The sequence below is a fragment of the Paracoccus jiaweipingae genome, assembly GCF_044335505.1.
Classification (GTDB): Bacteria; Pseudomonadota; Alphaproteobacteria; order Rhodobacterales; family Rhodobacteraceae; genus Paracoccus.
Map to the genome: position 1 here is coordinate 232,270 of NZ_JBISBS010000001.1, position 18,599 is coordinate 250,868.

The following is an 18,599-nucleotide window of genomic DNA, read 5'->3' on the forward strand; positions in this document are numbered from 1 at the left end:
AGCTATGTGGCGGCAGGCCGCGTCACTGACCCAGCTTTTTCGCCACCAGTTCGTTGACCGCGGCGGGGTTGGCCTTGCCGCCTGTGGCCTTCAGCACCTGCCCGACGAACCAGCCGGCCAGTTTCGGGTTGGCCCTGGCCTTTTCGACCTGCGCCGGGTTGGCGGCGATGATCTCGTCCACGGCTTTTTCGATGGCGCCCATGTCGGTGACCTGCTTCATGCCGCGGTCCTCGACGATTTGGGCGGGGTCGCCGCCTTCGGTCCAGATGATTTCAAACAAATCCTTGGCGATCTTGCCCGAAATCTCGCCCTTGGCGATCAGGTCCAGAATGCCGCCAAGCTGGGACGCGGAAACCGGGCTTTCGCCGATGTCCAGCCCCTCTTTCCTGAGGCGCCCGAACAGGTCGTTGATGACCCAGTTCGCCGCCTGCTTGCCATCGCGGCCCTGCGCCACGGCCTCGAAGAAATCGGCATTCTCGACCTCGGCGGTCAGGACGCCGGCATCATATTCCGACAGGCCCATGCGGGTGACAAACCGCGCCTTCTTTTCATCGGGCAGTTCGGGCATTTGCGCGCCGATGCCGTCGACCCAGTCCTGTTCGATTTCCAGCGGCAGCAGGTCAGGGCAGGGGAAATAGCGGTAATCATGCGCCTCTTCCTTGGACCGCATCGACCGGGTTTCGCCCTTGTCGGCATCGTAAAGCCGGGTTTCCTGGGTGATACTGCCGCCATCCTCAAGAATGGCGATCTGGCGGCGGGCCTCGTATTCAATCGCCTGCTGGATAAAGCGCAGGCTGTTCATGTTCTTGATCTCGCAGCGCGTGCCCAGATGGCTGAAATCCTGCGTTTCCTGATATTTCTGGTAATCGCCGGGGCGACAGACCGAGACGTTGACATCGGCGCGCAGATTGCCGTTCTGCATATTGCCGTCGCAGGTGCCCAGATAGCGCATGATCTGGCGCAGCTTGCCGACATAGGCGGCGGCCTCTTCGGGGCCGCGAATATCGGGGCGGCTGACAATCTCCATCAGTGCGACGCCGGTGCGGTTCAGGTCGACGAAGGACATGTTCGGGTCCATGTCGTGAATGGATTTGCCGGCGTCCTGTTCCAGGTGGATGCGCTCGATCCGCACGCGGCGGGCGATGCCGGGGGCCATGTCGACGATCACCTCGCCCTCGCCGACGATGGGGTGGTAAAGCTGGCTGATCTGATAGCCCTGCGGCAGGTCGGGATAGAAATAGTTCTTGCGGTCAAACGCGCTGGTCAGGTTGATCGCGGCTTTCAGGCCAAGCCCGGTCTTGACCGCCTGCGCGACGCAGAATTCGTTGATCACCGGCAGCATCCCCGGCATGGCGGCATCGACAAAGGCGACATTGCTGTTCGGTTCGGCCCCGAAGGTGGTCGATGCGCCCGAAAACAGCTTGGCGTTCGAGGCCACCTGCGCGTGCACCTCAAGCCCGATGACCAGTTCCCAGTCCCCGGTGGCGCCGGCGATGGTTTTGGGTTCGGGGGCGGTATAGGTCAGGTGGTCAAGCATTCCGGTATCCTTCGCATATCGCCTTGCCTTCTAGGCCGCGCCGCCCTGCGGGGCAAGGGGCGCTGCCCCTCTGGACCTGCGGTCCATTCACCCCGAGGTATTTGAAACAGAAGCGAGGGGGGTGATCAGGTGGCGCGGTGCGGGCAGGCCCGTCAGGCGGCACCTGCGGCACCTGCGGCAGGGGGGCAAGGCGGGCGGAAGGGTGGTGCGGTGTGGATGGCCGCATGGGCGGCGCGGGCATGGCCCGGCGCGGGGGGGCGTGATCAGAGGATGGGGCGGTCAGAGGCTGGGGCACGCGGGTCTGCGCTTGACGATCAGGATGTCCAAAGATGCCGTCGCCGCGGGGATGTGGCATCGCCCCGCTGTGGCAGTTGCCGCGTGACAGGCCCGCCCGTCTCCGCGTCTGCGGGCTGGTGGTCGCCGCCTTCTGTCCCCTGCCCGAAAGGTCATCCCGGCGCGGGCCGCAGCCTGATCGCTGCGGGGGCTGCCGGGATGCCTCGCTCCTGTACGGTCATCGGCACCTCTGCCTGTTCCGCGAATCGCTTTTACCACGGCAGCGGTTAACAAAGCCCTAATCGCCTCGCTTCTGTCCCAAATACCTTCGGGGGTGAATGGCCGCAGGCCAGAGGGGGCGCGAGCGCCCCCTTTTTGCGCGACCAGATCGGCCTCAGGCCAGTGAGGCCAGAATGCGTGCCCAGCTACGGGCGCCTTTGGTAAAGCTTTCCAGATTGTATTTCTCGTTCGGGGAATGGATGCGGTCATCGTCGCGGCCAAAGCCGATCAGCATCGAATCCATCCCCAGAATCTGTTGGAAATCACCGGCAATCGGAATTGACCCGCCCGCCCCGATAAAGGCTGCCTCGCGGCCCCATTCCTCGGTCAGGGCTTGCTTGGCGGCGGCAAAGGCCGGGTCGGTGGTGTTCATGCGCGAGGCCGGGCTGGCGCCGTGGTCGTGGAAGGTAACGCGGCAATCCTCGGGGATGAAGCGGCGGATATGGGCGCGGAACGCGTCGCGAATCGCCAGCGGGTCCTGTTCCCCGGTCAGGCGAAAGCTGACCTTGGCGCGGGCTTCGGCCGGCAGCACGGTCTTGAAGCCCGCCCCGGTATAGCCGCCGGTGATGCCGTTGATCTCGCAGGTGGGTTGCGACCACATCATTTCCAGCGGGTCGCGGCCCTTTTCCCCGACCGGCAGGCGCAGCCCGACCTGACCCAGAAAATGCCCGGCGTCGAAGGCCAGTTTTTCCCAGTCGCTGCGCAGTTCGGGCGACAGGTCATGCACACCGTCATAAAAGCCCGGCAGGGTGATGCGGCCCTTGTCGTCCTTCAGCGCGGCCAGCGCATTGCACAGGATCTGGATCGGGTTCGCCGCCAGCCCGCCGAAAAAGCCCGAATGCAGGTCGCGGTCGGCGGCGCTGATGACGATTTCCTCGCCCACCAGACCGCGCAACTGGGTGGTGATCGCGGGTCGGCCGTCGCCATACATGCCGGTATCGCAGATCATCGCGATATCGGCGCGCAGTTCATCCGCGTTGTCGCGCAGGAAGGGTTGCAGGCTGGGCGAGCCGGATTCCTCTTCGCCCTCGAACAGCAGGGTCAGGTTCGGGGGCAGGGTGCCATGCACGGTTTTCCATGCCCGGAAAGCCTCGACAAAGGTCATCAGCTGGCCCTTGTCATCGGCGGCGCCGCGGGCGCGGATCACTTTTCCGTCAGGGGTGTCCTCGATCCGGGGATCGAAGGGCGGGTTGTCCCACAGCGCCAGCGGGTCCACCGGCTGCACGTCGTAATGGCCATAAAACAGGATCTTGCGCCCCGCGCCCGGCTGGGAATGCGCCACCACCATCGGATGGCCGGGCGTTTCGCGCAGCGAGGCGTCAAAGCCCAGTCCGGTCAGCTCATCCACCAGCCATTGCGCGGCAGCCCGGCAATCGCCGGCATGGGCCGGGTCGGTCGAGACCGAGGGAATGCGCAGAAAGGCGTTCAGCCGCGCAATCGCGGCGGGCAGGTCGGTATCCAGTGTCGTCAGGACCTGATCCAGACGGGGGGCGGTGGTCATGATGCGCCTCTTTTCCATAGTCTTTTCATCGGGTTTATACGCCCCGCGATCCGGTCCTGCGGCATTTTGGGCCTGTCTTTTTCGGGATTTGACCGTTATCAAGGTCGGACATGTTTCCGCGGGGCAATATTGCCCCATCAACATGATCGCCCCCAGCGACACTGGCAAGGGAAAGCCGCGATGAATTACGACGCCGCACTTGATACCGCTCTGAACCGCCTGCACGAAGAGGGGCGCTATCGCGTCTTTATCGACCTGGAACGGCGCAAGGGTCAGTATCCGCACGCGGTGTGGACCCGCCCGGACGGGTCGGAAAAGGATATCACCATCTGGTGCGGCAATGACTATCTGGGGATGGGTCAGCACCCTGCCGTTCTGGCCGCCATGCGCGAGGCGCTGGACGCCACCGGTGCGGGGTCGGGCGGCACGCGCAATATCTCCGGCACCACGGTCTATCACAAACGGCTTGAGGCCGAGCTGGCCGATCTGCATGGCAAACAGGCCGCGCTGGTGTTTTCCAGCGCCTATATTGCCAATGACGCCACGCTTTCGACCCTGCCCAAGCTGTTTCCGGGGCTGATCATCTATTCGGACGAGTTGAACCACGCCTCGATGATCGAGGGGATCAAGCGCAATGGCGGTGCCAAGCGCATCTTCCGCCACAATGACCTTGACCATCTGCGCGCGCTGCTGGCCGCTGACGACCCCGCCGCGCCCAAGCTGATCGCCTTCGAATCGGTCTATTCGATGGATGGCGATTTCGGCCCGATCGAGGCGATCTGCGATCTGGCCGATGAATTCGGCGCGCTGACCTATCTGGACGAGGTTCACGCCGTCGGCATGTATGGACCGCGCGGTGGTGGTGTGGCTGAACGCGACCGTTTGTCGCACCGTATCGACATTTTCAACGGCACGCTTGGCAAGGCTTTCGGCGTGTTCGGCGGCTACATCGCGGCCAGCGCGAAAATGGTTGACGCGGTGCGCAGCTATGCGCCGGGCTTTATCTTTACCACCTCGATCCCGCCTGCGGTGGCGGCGGGGGCGGCGGCCTCGATCGCGTTCCTCAAGACCGCTGACGGGCGGGCGCTGCGCGACAAGCACCAGACCCATGCCCGCATCCTGAAGGACCGGCTGATCGCGATGGGCCTGCCGATCATTGACCATGGCAGCCATATCGTGCCGGTTCATGTCGGCAACCCGGTGCATTGCAAGGCGCTGTCCGACATGCTGCTGGACGAATTCGGCGTCTATGTTCAGCCGATCAACTTCCCGACCGTGCCCCGCGGGACCGAGCGTCTGCGCTTTACCCCCTCGCCGGTGCACAGCCCGAAAGAGATCGACGGACTGGTCCGGGCGATGGATTCGCTGTGGTCGCGTTGTGCGCTGAATCGTGCCGAGGCCGTGGCCTGAACCGAAACTTGCGCTGTCCTGCTCGCGTTGCTGTGATAACCTGATCTTAACGAAGCTATGACAGGTTGCGATTCGCAGCGACCTGCACTGGGGCAGACAAGGGGCGACGTATGATCCGGCTGAGGGCTAAATCCCCGGCACAGCACCATCCTGAGGTTATGGGCAGCGATGATGACCTGTATGACGCGGATATGCGTCTGGGGGACATCATGCGCGGCGAACGGGCCACGCTTGGCAAGTCGCTGCTGGATGTGCAGCGCGAATTGCGGATCCGCGCCTCTTACGTCGCCGCAATTGAAAATTGCGACATTTCCGCCTTTGACGCCCCCAGCTTTATTGCCGGTTATGTCCGGTCTTATGCGAAATATCTGGGGATGGACCCGGAATGGACCTTCCGGCGCTTTTGCCGGGAATCGGGGTTCCAGCCGGTGCATGGCATGGCCGCCGCCGCATCCGGCCCCAAGCCTCAGCGCCGCCCCGCCGACGTGGCCGAGGCGCTGGCAAACCCGCGGGCGCTGTTCATTCCCCAGCAGCAATCTTTCTGGTCGACCATCGAACCACGGGCCATCGGCTCGGTTCTGGTGCTGGCGGCGCTGGTCGGCGGTCTGGGTTATGCCGGTTATTCCGTTTTGCAAGAGGTCCAGAAGGTCAACCTGACCCTGGGCGAGGACGCGCCCGGCATTATCGCCGCGCTGGACCCGGCGCAGGACGCCGCTGCCCCCGCGCTTGTCGAGGACAGGACCGCCGGTGTCAACCTGCCCCAGCCCGAGGGGTTCGACCGCACCTATCGCCCCGAAACGCTGGACGTGCCGGTGCTGGTGGCGCGGGACGGCCCAATCTCGGCCATTGATCCGGGGCTGACCCAACCGGACGCCCCGCAGGACACGCAACTGGCGCAATCCGCGCCATTGGCGCCCGCCGCGACGGGGGCGCAGGCCAATATCGCCGTGGCGATGCTGACCGGCCCGCAATTGCCCCCCGAACAGGCAGCGGTGCGCACCGTGGCCCCGGATGCGCCCGATGTCGAATTGCTGGCGGTGCGCCCGGCCTGGGTGCGGGTCAGCTCGGCCGATGGCACGGTCTTGCTGGAAAAGACCATGGATGCGGGGGAACGATACGTTCTGCCCAAGCTCGAGGAACCGCCGGTGCTGCGTGCGGGCAATTCGGGTGCGGTCTATTTCGCCGTGAACGGCCGCACCTATGGCCCCGCCGCGCCGGGGGCGCAGGTGGTCAAGAATGTGGAATTGTCGCCTGCCGCGCTGACGGCCAAATATGCCTTTGCCGATCTGGGCAAAGACCCGGAACTGGCAAAAATGGTGGCGCTGGCCGCGGCACAGCCAGATCCCGGCGCGGAAACGCCGCTTCCCGCCGCCCCCTGACCCGCCGGGCCGCGTTTCCGTGGTTTCCTGTCGCGAAGGTGACCCGGCGGACGTGATCTGGCGGTTGCCCGCCGGGGCTGGCGGGCCTATCTGTCAGGCAAAGACAAAGGACCGCAGGCATGTCGCATAATCCGATCCGCCCGTGGCGCGACATTCAGCGCCGCAAATCGCGCCAGATCATGGTGGGCAATGTCCCCGTCGGGGGCGATGCCCCGATCAGCGTGCAGACCATGACCAATACCGACAGCAGCGATGTGCGCGCCACGCTGGACCAGATCATCCGCGCCGCCGATGCCGGGGCCGATATCGTCCGCGTCTCGACCCCAGATCAGGCCGCGACCCGCGCGCTGCGCGACATCACTCGCGAAAGCCCGGTGCCGATCGTGGCCGATATCCATTTCCACTATAAACGCGCGATCGAGGCCGCCGAGGCCGGCGCCGCCTGCCTGCGCATCAACCCCGGAAATATCGGTGACGCCAGCCGCGTGGCCGAGGTGGTGCGCGCCGCCCGCGACCATGGCTGTTCGATCCGCATCGGCGTCAATGCCGGCAGTCTGGAAAAGCACCTGCTGGAAAAATATGGCGAGCCATGCCCCGACGCGATGGTGGAATCGGGGCTGGACCACATCCGCCTGTTGCAGGATCACGATTTCCACGACTACAAGATCAGCGTGAAGGCCAGTGATGTGTTCATGGCCGCCGCCGCCTATCAGCAACTGGCCGAGGCCACCGACGCCCCCATCCATCTGGGCATCACCGAGGCCGGGGGCTTTGTCGGCGGCACGGTAAAATCGGCAATCGGCATGGGCAACCTTCTGTGGATGGGCATTGGCGATACGCTGCGCGTCAGCCTGTCCGCCGACCCGGTCGAAGAGGTCCGCGTCGGGTTCGAGATCCTGAAATCGCTGGGGCTGCGCACGCGGGGCGTGCAGATCATTTCCTGCCCCAGCTGCGCGCGTCAGGGCTTTGACGTGATCAAGACGGTCGAGGCGTTGGAAAAGCGGCTGGAACATATCAAGACCCCGATGTCGCTGTCGATCATCGGCTGCGTGGTCAACGGCCCCGGCGAGGCGCTGATGACCGATCTGGGCTTTACCGGCGGCGGCGCCGGCAGCGGCATGATCTATCTGGCGGGCAAGCAAAGCCACAAGATGTCGAATGACCAGATGATCGACCATATTGTTGATCTGGTCGAAAAACGCGCCGCCGAGATCGAGGCACAGCACGCCGCCGAATGACCGCTTTGGGTGGCGCCGGGGCAGGGGGCTGTCTGCCCCCACCGGCTGCGCCGGTTCCCCCGAAGGTATTTTTGACAGGCGCGAGGGGGGCGTCTGCCCTGTTGCCTCGCTTCTGTCCCAAATACCTTCAGGGGGTGAATGGCCCGGCAGGGCCAGAGGGGGCGCGAGCGCCCCCCCCTTTAGCCCCCGTGCCTTAGCCGTCCTGCGCGGTGCCGGTCTTGCGGATCTCGGCCAGTGTGGCGGTCATGCCCGCGCGCGGCACCCCGCGCAGCATCTGATCACCGATGATGAAGGTGGGCGTGCCCATGATGCGCATCCGTTCCGCCAGTTGCGCATTGGCCCGCAGCACGTCGCTGACCGGTTCGGTATGCATCCGCTTGATGGCGGCATCGGCATCGACGCCGGTCTGTTTGGCAAGCTGGGTCAGCGATTCCACCGTCACCGGCGCGCGCTGGGTCATCAGCGCGTCATGCACTTTCTTATAGGCCCCGTCCCCGGCGATCTGTTGCACCGCGATGGCGAAACGCGCCGCCAGGTCGCTTTCCTGGCCCAGAATCGGCAGCTCTTTCAGGATGAAGCGAACATTGCCGTCATTGGCCACGGCCTTTTCCACATCCGGGGTGAAGCGGCGGCAGACGCTGCATTTATAGTCGATGAACTCGACCATGGTCAGGTCGCCATCGGGGTTGCCGCCGACCCAGCTGTGACCATCGTTGAAGATGTCTTCGGCATTGGCCTTGACCATGGCGCTGTCATTCTGGGCCTCGTTCGCGACGCGGCGTTCCTCCAGCGCGTTGATCGCCTCGACCAGCACTTCGGGATTTTCCATCAGGTAATCCTTGACCGCCGCCCCGAAGGCGTCTTTTTCGGTCTGGGACATGGCGGCGGGGTCAAAGGCCAGTGCCGGGCTGGAAAGGGCCGTGGTCAGGGCAAGGGCGGCGGTCAGGGCTTTCATGGGCATACTCGTCTGCTGTGTCTGGCGTGACACTGGCCCGCGCGGCGCCCCGGCGCAACCCGCCGCGGCGCACAGCCGCGTGAGGCCGTGCTTGACCCATGGCGCGTGGCTTGGGATATGGCGGGTCCGAGGCACAAGCACATAAGGTAAAGGGGCAGTCATGCGTCAGTCGCGCCGGGGACAGGTCGATGCTTTCATCGTCATGGATGTGATGGAGGCCGCCCGCAAGGCCGAGGAACAGGGCCGTCACATCATCCATATGGAGGTCGGCCAGCCATCCACCCCCGCCCCTGCCGCTGCCCGCGCCGCGCTGGCCCGTGCGATGGAACAGGACGCCCTTGGCTATACCGTTGCGCTGGGTTTGCCGGCGCTGCGCCGGGGCATCGCTGATCTGTATCAGCGCTGGTATGGGGTCGATCTGGACCCGGCCCGCGTGGTGGTGACGCCCGGTTCCAGCGGCGCGTTCCTGCTGACCTTTGCGGCGCTGTTCGATGCCGGCGACCGGGTTGCGCTGGGCGAACCGGGCTATCCCAGCTATCGCCAGATCATGCGCGCCATGTCGCTGGAACCGGTGGGTATTCAGACCCTGCCGGAAAGCCGCTATCAGCCGCGCCCTGACCAGATCCCCGCCGATGTTGCGGGGTTGATGCTGGCCTCGCCGGGGAACCCGTCGGGGACGATGCTGAACCGCGACGATCTGGCCGGGCTGACCGGGCGGGCGCGGGATCTGGGGGTCAGCGTGATCTCGGACGAGATTTACCACGGGCTGTCCTATGACGGGCGCCGCTGCGTCAGCGCGCTTGAGGTGACGGATGATGTCTATGTCATCAACAGCTTTTCCAAATATTTCAGCATGACCGGCTGGCGCATTGGCTGGATGGTGGTGCCGCAGGATCACATCCGCACGGTCGAATGCATTGCGCAGAACATGTTCATCTGCCCGCCCCATGCCAGTCAGGTGGCGGCGCTGGCGGCGCTGGACGCGGTGGATGAACTGGATGCCAGCCTGGCGGTTTACGCCGAAAACCGCCGGATGATGCTGGAACGCCTGCCGGCGATCGGGTTTGACCGCATCGCGCCGCCGGATGGGGCGTTTTACATCTATGCCGATGTGTCGGGGCTGACCGATGACAGCCTTGCCTTCGCCCGCCGCATTCTGGACGAGGCCGGCGTCGCCGTCACGCCGGGGCTGGATTTCGACCCGGTGCGCGGGGCGCGCACGCTGCGCTTCAGCTATGCCCGGCAGACCGCCGATATTGCCGAGGGGCTTGACCGGCTGGCCGCGTTCATGGCCCGCGAAACCGGGGCGTAAGGGGGGATGGCCGGGTTGCGTCTGCTGCTGGTGATGCTGGCGCTGGGGCTGGCGGGGCTGTTGCCCGCTGCGGTCGCGGCGCAGGGTGGGTCGGCTTTGGCGCAACTGGTGGCGGATGGGTCGTCGCTGGTGGCGCAGGGCCGCGACCGGGGCCGCGCGCGGCCCTTGCTGCTGACCCTGAAACTGTCGCAGCCGGTGCCCTATCGGGTATTTCTGCTGGACGGCCCGCCGCGTCTGGTCGTCGATTTCCGAGAGGTCGATTTCACCGGCACCGATGCCGCCGCGCTGGATGGGGCCGGTCTGGTCCCCGCGATCCGCTGGGGGCGGTTCCGTCCCGGCTGGTCGCGGATGGTGGTGGAACTGCCCGGTCCCTATGTGCTGGACAGCGCCACCCAGCACACCCGCAACAGCGGCGACCCCGATATTCAGATCGCCCTGTCGCCGGTCGCGCCCGATGCGTTCCGCCCGGCCCCCAACGCCATGTCGGCGCTGTGGGATCTGCCGCAACCCGCGGTGCCGCTGGCCAAACCCAAGGCGGCGCTGCCGCGCAAGCTGCGGGTGGCTCTGGACCCCGGACATGGCGGCATCGACCCCGGCGCGCAGGCGGGCGGGGTGAAAGAGGCCGATCTGGTCCTGTCCTTTGCGCGCGAACTGACCGAATCGCTGACCCGCGCCGGGGTCGAGGTGGTGCTGACCCGCGATGATGACAGCTTTGTGCCGCTGGAACGGCGGATGACGGCGGCGCGGGGGGCGGGGGCGGATCTGCTGATCAGCCTGCACGCCGATGCCCTGCCCGCGGGCGAGGCCGCCGGGGCCACCATCTATAGCTGGGATTCGCAGGCCAATGACCGCGCCGCGCGGCAACTGGCGATGCTGCATGACCGCGATGACCTGCTGGCGGGGGTCGATCTGGCCGAAACCGATGACGAGGTCGCCAATGTGCTGATGGATCTGGCCCGCCGCGACACCCACCCGCGCAGCGTCAATTTCGCCAAATTCGTGGCCTCGGAATTTGCCCGCGCGGATGTGCGGATGCACAAGCGTCCGGTCAAGGGGGCCGGGTTTTCGGTGTTGAAATCACCCGATATTCCGTCAGTGCTGGTGGAACTGGGCTTTCTGACCGATGCGCAGGACCGTGCCAATCTGACCGACCCGGCGGGCCGGGCGCGCATGGTGGCGGCGCTGACCCGCGCCGTTACCGGCTGGGCGCAGGACGATGCCGCGCGCGCGGCGCTGTTGCGGCAATAGCGCCAAGCTTGTTTTGACCGCGCCTGCCTGCGCCGCTATAGACGGCTGACCCCTTGTGTAAAGGTAATCCCGTTGCTGCGTTTTCTGTTGTCTTTCCTTGGCGCCATCTTTTCGATGGTGGTGACCGCCGCCGTTCTGGGCGCGGTGGTTCTGGGCGCGATTTTCTGGATGTATTCGCGCGATCTTCCCAGCCACGAACAGCTTGCCAAATACGAGCCAAAGACCATCAGCCGCATCTATTCCGGCGAGGGTCGGCTGATGGACGAATTCGCGCAGGAACGCCGCATCTTCGTGCCGGTGTCGGAAATGCCCGATCTGGTCAAGCAGGCCTTTATCAGCGCCGAGGACAAGAATTTCTATCACCACCCCGGTTTTGACGTCGAGGGTATGGCCGGGGCGCTGGTGCAGGCCGTCAAATCGCGGGGCAGCAATGTCCGTGGGGCCTCGACCATCACCCAGCAGGTGATGAAGAACTTTCTGCTGTCCAGCGCCCGCAGCGTCGAACGCAAGATCAAGGAACTGATCCTGGCAACCCGGCTGGAACAGACGCTGAGCAAGGACCAGATCCTTGAATTGTATCTGAACGAGATTTTCCTGGGCCAGAACAGCTATGGCGTGGCGGCTGCGGCGCAAAGCTATTTCAACAAGACGCTGACCGAACTGACCCCGGCCGAGGCCGCGACGCTGGCCGCCATGCCCAAGGCGCCGTCGCGGTCGGTGGTGCGCGACAAGGACCGCATTACGGAACGCCGCAACTATGTCCTGCGCGAGATGTGGCAAAACGGCTATCTCACCGAACAGACCTTCCGCAGCCAGTCCGACCTGCCGCTGAAATCGGTGCAGAATGGCGATTACCCGGCCTTTCGCCAGCAATTGCCGCCGCGCGATTATTTCACCGATGAAATCCGCCGCCAGCTGAGCCGTGAATTTGGCGAGGACGAGTTTTTTACCGGCGGCCTGACCATCCGCGCCACGGTCGAACCGCAACTGCAAAATGTCGCGGCGCGGGCCTTGCAGGATGCGCTGGAACAATATGATCGCGGGCTGGGGATCTGGCGTGGCACCGGCAAGACCCTGCCGCCTGAGGATCTGACCGATGCCGCGACATGGCGCGCGGCGCTGCACGGGGTCGCCGTTCCCCGCGATATCGAGGGCTGGCACCCCGCTGTGGTGCTGGAGGTGGGTGAATCCGATGCCCGCATCGGCATCGAAGGGGTGCAGGATGACGCCGATGGCCACTGGATTCCCGCCAAGGACGTGCAATGGGCGCGCAAGCTGAACCGTGACGGCAAGCTGGGGCCGCGCGCCAGGGTGGCGGGCGACCTGCTGGCGGTGGGCGATGTGGTGCTGGTGCGCCAGATGACCAGCGACAAGGACGGCAGCTTCATCCGCTGGACCCTGCGGCAGGTGCCGCGGGTGCAGGGCGGGTTCATGGCGATGGATGTCAATACCGGGCGGGTGATGGCGATGCAGGGGGGCTTTTCCTACCAGTCCTCGGTGTTCAACCGCGCCACGCAGGCGATGCGTCAGCCGGGGTCCAGCTTCAAGCCCTTCGTCTATGCCGCGGCGCTGGACAATGCCTATACCCCGGCGACCATCGTCGTGGATGAACCGATCCGGGTGAACACGCCCTACGGCCTGTGGGAGCCAAAGAACGCCAGCAACCGCACCTATGGCCCGACGCCGCTGCGCACCGGGATCGAACAGTCGCGCAACCTGATGACCATCCGCGTCGCGCAGGATATCGGCATGGATGTGGTCGCCACCTATGCCGAAAAATTCGGCGTCTATGACCACCTCAAGCCCTATCTGGGCAATGCGCTGGGGGCGCAGGAAACCACGCTGTTCAAGATGGTTGCCGCCTATGCCATGTTCGCCAATGGCGGCGAGCGGGTGGAACCCACGCTGGTCGACCGGGTGCAGGACCGGCGCGGCAACACCATCTATCGCCACGACCGGCGCGATTGTGTCGGCTGCGGTCAGCCGACCCTGCCCGCTGGCCGGGCGCCGGAAATTGTCAGCAACCGCGAACGGGTGATGGATGCGATCACCGCCTATCAGCTGACCTCGATGATGGAAGGCGTGGTCAAGCGCGGCTCGGGCAAGGGGGTGAACCTGCCGGTGCCGGTGGCGGGCAAGACCGGCACCACCAATGACGCCAAGGATGTGTGGTTTATCGGCTATACCAGCAATATCGTCGCGGGCTGTTACCTTGGCTATGACCAGCCGCGCACGATGGGGCGCAATGCCTATGGCGGGACGCTGTGCGTGCCGGTGTTCAACGCCTTCATGCGGCAGGCGGTCAAGGAATATGGCGGCACTGCCTTCAAGGTTCCGCCCGGCGGCCATTTCGTCAAGATCGACCGCCATACCGGCCAGCGCCTGCCTGACACCGCGTCGGGCGATCATGTGATCGCGGAATATTTCCGCGATGGCAGCGACCCGGACTGGAACGCGCTGATCGTGGTCGATGGCGGGTTTGGCGGCGAATTGCCCGATGTGGCCGACAAGGCCGAGGCCGCGCGCAGTGTCACCACCTCGACCGGGAAGAAAAAGGTCATCCCGAAAAAAGCCGATTTCGGCACCTTGTCCTCGGGTGGGCTGTATTGACCGGCGCGGCGCCGGGGCGGTCGCGCACCGCAGCTGCGCGCGCCTGACAATCGCGTGAAAGGCGGTTTTCCGGCCTGTCGCCGCGCCGTCACCTGCGGTAACGTGAATGTGTGAACCGATGCCGCGGCTGCGGCGTTGGCCACTGCAAGACTGCCTGAACCCAGATAAAATCAAGGTGACACCATGCGTAAACTGATTGCCGCCACCCTTATGCTGACCCTGCCGGCCGCTGCCGTCTGGGCCGACGAAGCCCAGGAAGCCGCCGTTGAAGGCCGCCACGGCTATTTCACCATGCTGGGGATCGAGATGGGCAAGCTGGCCCCCGTCGCCAAGGGCGAGGCCGAATATGACGCCGCTGTCGCCAGTGATGCCGCGACCAAGCTGGCCGCGCTGGGGTCTTATGACGTGACCGGGCTGTTTGTCGATGGCACCGCCAATGGCAGCTATGACGACAGCGACGCCCTGCCCAAGATCTGGGAGAATAAGGACGATTTCAAAACCAAATACGAGGCGCTGAAAACCGCGACCGCCGAACTGGCCGCCGTGGCTGGCGATGGCAAGGATGCGATGGTCCCCGCCTTTGCCAAGGTCGGTGGCACCTGCAAGGCCTGCCACGACGATTACCGCGCCAAGAACTGACGCCCGTGTCTGGTCCTGTCACACAACCCGCCGATGGTCCCGTCTGGGACCCCGGCATTCGTCTGTTCCACTGGGGGCTGGTGATCTGCGTGGTTGGCGGCTGGCTGTTGGGCCAGTTCGGACCGGCAAAGATGACGCTGCATTTCTGGTTCGGCTATGCCACCGCCGCGCTGTTGGCGTTCCGGCTGATCTGGGGGCTGGTGGGGCCGCGCAATGCGCGGTTCGTGAATTTCATCTATGGCCCGTCCTCGACCATCCGCTATCTGCGGCATCTGGCCGACCGTAACCCCAGCCATTGGGACGGGCATAACCCGCTGGGGTCGCTGTCGGTTTTTGCACTGTTGGCGGCGCTGATCGTTCAGGTCGGCACCGGGCTGGTCGCGGACCCGGACGATTACCTTAATGTCGGCCCGCTGGCCAGTTCGGTGTCATCGGCAACGCGCCGTTGGGCGGTGGGGATGCATGACACCATGGCCACCGTCATTCTGGTGCTGGTGGTGCTGCATGTCGGTGCCATCCTGTTCTATCGCCTGTGGAAGCGCGAGGATCTGGTCACGCCGATGATCACCGGCCGTCGCCGCTGACCCCGCAAAAATCGCGGGCCATTGCCCGCCCCGGTGCGCTGCGTTAGAACGGCGCACCTTTTCTTTTCTTCGCAAGGGGGTCTCCATGCGCGCCGAAACCGTGGCCACCATTGAAGCGATCCGCAAATCGCTGAAGCTGCTGGCGCAGCGGATGGATTGGGAAACCGCGCCCCACCGTCTGGAAGAAATGAACGCGATGATCGAACAGGGCGACCTGTGGGACGACCCGGCGCGGGCGCAAAAGCTGATGCGCGAACGTCAGGCGCTGTCGGACGCGATCGAGACCTATCGCCGCCTGTCCGGCGATCTGGAGGCCAATGCCGAGATGGTCGAACTGGCCGAGGCCGAGGGCGACGACGAACTGGTCACCGAGGCCGAGGCCAACCTGAAGGCGCTGGCCCAGGACGCCGCCGCAAAAGAGCTGGAGGCCCTGCTGAACGGCGAGGCGGACAGCAACGACACCTTCCTTGAGATCAACGCCGGTGCAGGCGGCACGGAAAGCTGTGACTGGGCGTCGATGCTGGCGCGGATGTATGTGCGTTGGGCCGAAAAGAAGGGTTACGATGTCGAGCTGATCTCGGAATCCGCGGGGGACGAGGCCGGCATTCGCAGCGCCGCCTACAAGATCAGCGGTCATAATGCCTATGGCTGGCTGAAATCGGAAAGCGGTGTGCATCGTCTGGTCCGCATCAGCCCCTATGACAGCGCGGCGCGGCGGCATACGTCGTTTTCCTCGGTCTGGGTGTATCCGGTGGTGGATGACAATATCGAAATCAACGTGCCGGACAGCGAAATCCGCATCGACACCTTCCGGTCGTCCGGCGCGGGTGGTCAGCACGTCAACACCACCGATTCGGCGGTGCGGATCACCCACATCCCGACCGGCATCGTGGTGACCAGTTCGGAAAAATCGCAGCACCAGAACCGCGCCAACGCCATGGCGGCGCTGAAATCGCGCCTGTATCAGATGGAACTGGACCGCCGCAACGCCGAGATCAACGCACAGCACGAGGCCAAGGGCGAGGCAGGGTGGGGCAACCAGATCCGGTCCTATGTGCTGCACCCCTATCAGATGGTGAAAGACCTGCGCACCAGCCATGAAACCAGCGATTCGCAGGGGGTTCTGGATGGCGATCTGGACGCGTTCATGGCCGCGACGCTGGCCATGGATGTGGCCGGTAAATCCCGCGCCGAGGCCAATGCCAGCGACTGACGCCGCCGGGCCGGGGCATCAGCACCGCGCCTGCGCCGCCAGATGCAGCGTCCGCCCGGCCCGCACCATGCACATCAGCCAGCGCCGGACGGTCGCCCGACGCGGGTGACGGGGTCAGAACACTGCCCTGCTGTGGCTTGATGATTTGCGGCAGCAGGGGCAGAGGCCCCACCGGCCCCTTTCGGATCTGTCAGGCTGGTCAGCAGCCCCATCATGAACAAGCGCCATCAACAGCCTTCTGCGGCTGTCGGCACGCTGATCGCGCACCTTCAGCGGCCCGCGCCCACACCGACGCAGCGCCTGCCACGCCTGCCACCGCAGACAGGCCGCCCCCGCCAGCCGCATCCTGTGACAGGCAAAGCCGATATGCGGTGATGTCAGCTGCGGCGCAGATCAGGTCGCACCGGCGTCATCAGCAGGACCAGACCTGCCCGCCAGCCTTGTGACAGCGACCGCGACAGCAGGCCGACCAGCTTCGGTCCCGGTATCGGGTCGCCAGGGGCACTGGCGGCAAAGGCCAGCCGGGGAATGGCCCTTGGGTCTGGCCGGACCTGCGGTTGCGGGCGTGGGGCAGGGTGGTCACACCCAGCCGCGCAACCGTGACCGGCGCAAGCTGCCTTTCCATTTGGCGGCGCAGCAAAACTGGGGCATCCTGCGGCAAAGCAGCGGGGGCATGATGGAACGCAAACGGATCAATCTGGCCTTGCAGGGCGGTGGCGCGCATGGGGCATTTGCCTGGGGCGTGCTGGACCGGCTGCTGGACGAGGACTGGCTGGAAATCGGGGGTGTCAGCGGCACATCCGCCGGGGCGCTGAACGCGGCGGCGCTGAAGGCGGGGCTGGCGGTGGCGCGCGGTGACCGGGGCCGGCAGGCGGCGCGCGAAAACCTTGACGCGGTGTGGTCAGCGGTGGGCGAGGTCAGCGAAAACCGCATGGTGCGCTGGATGGCCAGCCTGTTTCCGGTCCCACGCGGCTTTCAGCGCGTGACCGAGATGTTTTCCCCCATCGCCTGGCTGGAAGGGGTGACGCGGGTATTCAGCCCCTATGATTACGGCCCGTTCTATACCAACCCGCTGAGCGAGATCGTCACCGCGATGCCGCATGGCGATTTCACCGCCCCCGGCGGGCCGCGCCTGTTCGTGTCGGCCACCAATGTGCGCAGTGGCCGGGTGCGGGTGTTCACCGGGGCGGATCTGTCGGTCAGGGCGGTGCTGGCCTCGGCCTGTTTGCCGACGCTGTTTCGCGCGATCGAGATCGACGACCCCGAAACCGGCCAGCCCGAGGCCTATTGGGATGGCGGCTATTCCGCCAATCCGGCGCTGTTTCCGTTATTCGCCCCCAGCCTGCCGCGCGACATCGTGATCGTGAATATCAACCCGTGGCATCGCGACGACCTGCCCAAAACCCCCGTCGATATTCAGAACCGCATCAACGAGATCAGCTTTAACGCCAGCCTTCAGCGCGAATTGCGGGCGATCAATTTCGTCAAGCGCCTGTTCGACGAAGGTCGTCTGGACGATGGCGGAATGAAGGATGTGCTGGTGCATATGATCTTTGACGACCACCTGATGACCGACCTGTCGGCGCGCAGCAAGGTCATGCCCGGACCGGGGCTGCTGACCCGGATGAAAGCCGCCGGGCAGGATGCCGCCGATCGCTGGCTGGCCGAACATGCCGATGCGCTGGGTCAGCGCGATACGGTCGATTTGCCGTCGCTGTTCGGCTGAGCGCCGGGATAGACCAGCCCGGCCGAGATGATCAGCTTGGCCGCGTCCTCGACACTCATGTCCAGAATGCGGACATCGCGTTCGGGCACATACAGCAAAAACCCCGAGGTCGGGTTGGGCGTTGTCGGCAGAAACACCGCCAACAGCTTTTCGCCGGTTATTGTCGCGACCTCGCCCTTGGCGGGGCCGGACACAAAGCCCACGCCCCACATCCCCCGGCGCGGATATTCGACAAGGCAGGCGCGGTCAAAGCGGCTTTCGCCCTGCGCAAAGATGGTTTCCGCGATCTGTTTGACGCCGTTATAGATGCTGCGGATCACCGGCATCCGGTCGACGATGCGTTCGCCCGCCCGCAACAGCGACCGCCCGATCAGCCCCTTGGCCAGCCAGCCCACAAGGATGGTAAAGACCAGAAACAGCACCACCCCGATGCCGCGCAGATTGATGCCGATATAGCGTTCTGGCCGGTATTCGGCGGGCACCATGGGCAGCACCCAGCCGTCGATCCAGCCCATGACCGACCAGATCAGCCAGCCGGTCACGGCAATCGGCACGATCACCACCAGCCCGGTCAGGAAAGACGACCGCAGCGCCGCCAGCGGCCCCCGGCGGCGGATAATCACCATCGGTTGCGGTTGTGGGGGCGGGGCGGGGTCCTGGGGCGTGTTCATGCCCGATGGATGGCCCGGCCCCGC

Annotated in this window: 14 protein-coding genes; 10 read left to right on the plus strand and 4 right to left on the minus strand. The window is 65.1% G+C overall.

From position 1 onward, the window contains the following. Positions 1–22 precede the first annotated feature (22 nt). The gene (gene gatB / locus ACFXP9_RS01275) at positions 23–1,537 is read right to left on the minus strand and encodes an Asp-tRNA(Asn)/Glu-tRNA(Gln) amidotransferase subunit GatB (RefSeq protein WP_397207926.1); all 1,515 of its coding nucleotides are present in this window, start codon (positions 1,535–1,537) and stop codon (positions 23–25) included. 667 nt (positions 1,538–2,204) lie between these two features. Beyond that, positions 2,205–3,590 (minus strand): M20/M25/M40 family metallo-hydrolase, encoded by a 1,386-nt coding sequence (locus ACFXP9_RS01280; protein ID WP_397207927.1) that lies wholly within the window; start codon positions 3,588–3,590, stop codon positions 2,205–2,207. 180 nt (positions 3,591–3,770) lie between these two features. Here ACFXP9_RS01280 and hemA point away from each other — a divergent pair, with 180 nt between their 5' ends. The 3 genes from hemA to ispG all read left to right on the plus strand — a co-directional run bounded on the left by hemA (position 3,771) and on the right by ispG (position 7,617). Further along, entirely contained in the window at positions 3,771–5,000 is a 1,230-nt protein-coding gene (gene hemA, locus ACFXP9_RS01285) for a 5-aminolevulinate synthase (protein WP_397207929.1), read from the plus strand. Between the two features lie 110 nt (positions 5,001–5,110). Next, positions 5,111–6,379, plus strand: a complete 1,269-nt coding sequence (locus ACFXP9_RS01290; protein ID WP_397207931.1) for a RodZ domain-containing protein — start codon at positions 5,111–5,113, stop codon at positions 6,377–6,379. Between the two features lie 119 nt (positions 6,380–6,498). Further along, positions 6,499–7,617, plus strand: coding sequence for a flavodoxin-dependent (E)-4-hydroxy-3-methylbut-2-enyl-diphosphate synthase (ispG, locus tag ACFXP9_RS01295; protein ID WP_397207933.1), 1,119 nt, complete (start codon positions 6,499–6,501; stop codon positions 7,615–7,617). 193 nt (positions 7,618–7,810) lie between these two features. Here ispG and ACFXP9_RS01300 read toward each other — a convergent pair whose 3' ends face one another. Beyond that, entirely contained in the window at positions 7,811–8,572 is a 762-nt protein-coding gene (locus ACFXP9_RS01300) for a DsbA family protein (protein WP_397207934.1), read from the minus strand. 160 nt (positions 8,573–8,732) lie between these two features. On the opposite strand from ACFXP9_RS01300, the gene ACFXP9_RS01305 reads away from it, so the two are divergent. The 7 genes from ACFXP9_RS01305 to ACFXP9_RS01335 all read left to right on the plus strand — a co-directional run bounded on the left by ACFXP9_RS01305 (position 8,733) and on the right by ACFXP9_RS01335 (position 17,904). Further along, positions 8,733–9,884, plus strand: a complete 1,152-nt coding sequence (locus ACFXP9_RS01305; RefSeq protein WP_397207936.1) for a pyridoxal phosphate-dependent aminotransferase — start codon at positions 8,733–8,735, stop codon at positions 9,882–9,884. A gap of 6 nt (positions 9,885–9,890) precedes the next feature. Further along, positions 9,891–11,132, plus strand: a complete 1,242-nt coding sequence (locus tag ACFXP9_RS01310) for an N-acetylmuramoyl-L-alanine amidase (protein ID WP_397207938.1) — start codon at positions 9,891–9,893, stop codon at positions 11,130–11,132. A gap of 72 nt (positions 11,133–11,204) precedes the next feature. Continuing rightward, positions 11,205–13,742, plus strand: coding sequence for a penicillin-binding protein 1A (locus tag ACFXP9_RS01315; RefSeq protein WP_397209921.1), 2,538 nt, complete (start codon positions 11,205–11,207; stop codon positions 13,740–13,742). 183 nt (positions 13,743–13,925) lie between these two features. Beyond that, complete coding sequence (locus tag ACFXP9_RS01320; RefSeq protein ID WP_397207941.1) at positions 13,926–14,381, plus strand: c-type cytochrome; 456 nt, start codon at positions 13,926–13,928, stop codon at positions 14,379–14,381. A gap of 5 nt (positions 14,382–14,386) precedes the next feature. Beyond that, positions 14,387–14,965: a cytochrome b/b6 domain-containing protein gene (locus tag ACFXP9_RS01325; protein WP_397207942.1), complete on the plus strand. Its 579-nt coding sequence runs from the start codon at positions 14,387–14,389 to the stop codon at positions 14,963–14,965. Between the two features lie 85 nt (positions 14,966–15,050). Continuing rightward, positions 15,051–16,178, plus strand: a complete 1,128-nt coding sequence (gene prfB / locus ACFXP9_RS01330) for a peptide chain release factor 2 (protein ID WP_397207944.1) — start codon at positions 15,051–15,053, stop codon at positions 16,176–16,178. 676 nt (positions 16,179–16,854) lie between these two features. Further along, positions 16,855–17,904: a patatin-like phospholipase family protein gene (locus ACFXP9_RS01335; protein WP_397208178.1), complete on the plus strand. Its 1,050-nt coding sequence runs from the start codon at positions 16,855–16,857 to the stop codon at positions 17,902–17,904. Here the strand turns inward: ACFXP9_RS01335 and ACFXP9_RS01340 are convergent. Further along, on the minus strand, positions 17,865–18,575 hold the full coding sequence (locus ACFXP9_RS01340; protein WP_397207946.1) for a DUF502 domain-containing protein: 711 nt from the start codon (positions 18,573–18,575) through the stop codon (positions 17,865–17,867). The two genes, ACFXP9_RS01335 and ACFXP9_RS01340, sit on opposite strands and share 40 nt — an antisense overlap. Between the last annotated feature and the right edge of the window lie 24 nt (positions 18,576–18,599).

Excerpts from the sequence above, each read along its gene's own strand:
- ACFXP9_RS01300 (WP_397207934.1), bottom strand. The coding sequence starts at position 8,572 with ATGAAAGCCCTGACCGCCGCCCTTGCCCTGACCACGGCCCTTTCCAGC.
- ACFXP9_RS01340 (WP_397207946.1), bottom strand. The coding sequence starts at position 18,575 with ATGAACACGCCCCAGGACCCCGCCCCGCCCCCACAACCGCAACCGATG.
- gatB (WP_397207926.1), bottom strand. The coding sequence starts at position 1,537 with ATGCTTGACCACCTGACCTATACCGCCCCCGAACCCAAAACCATCGCC.
- prfB (WP_397207944.1), top strand. The coding sequence starts at position 15,051 with ATGCGCGCCGAAACCGTGGCCACCATTGAAGCGATCCGCAAATCGCTG.
- ACFXP9_RS01305 (WP_397207936.1), top strand. The coding sequence starts at position 8,733 with ATGCGTCAGTCGCGCCGGGGACAGGTCGATGCTTTCATCGTCATGGAT.
- ACFXP9_RS01280 (WP_397207927.1), bottom strand. The coding sequence starts at position 3,590 with ATGACCACCGCCCCCCGTCTGGATCAGGTCCTGACGACACTGGATACC.
- ispG (WP_397207933.1), top strand. The coding sequence starts at position 6,499 with ATGTCGCATAATCCGATCCGCCCGTGGCGCGACATTCAGCGCCGCAAA.
- hemA (WP_397207929.1), top strand. The coding sequence starts at position 3,771 with ATGAATTACGACGCCGCACTTGATACCGCTCTGAACCGCCTGCACGAA.
- ACFXP9_RS01310 (WP_397207938.1), top strand. The coding sequence starts at position 9,891 with ATGGCCGGGTTGCGTCTGCTGCTGGTGATGCTGGCGCTGGGGCTGGCG.
- ACFXP9_RS01290 (WP_397207931.1), top strand. The coding sequence starts at position 5,111 with ATGATCCGGCTGAGGGCTAAATCCCCGGCACAGCACCATCCTGAGGTT.
- ACFXP9_RS01320 (WP_397207941.1), top strand. The coding sequence starts at position 13,926 with ATGCGTAAACTGATTGCCGCCACCCTTATGCTGACCCTGCCGGCCGCT.
- ACFXP9_RS01335 (WP_397208178.1), top strand. The coding sequence starts at position 16,855 with ATGGAACGCAAACGGATCAATCTGGCCTTGCAGGGCGGTGGCGCGCAT.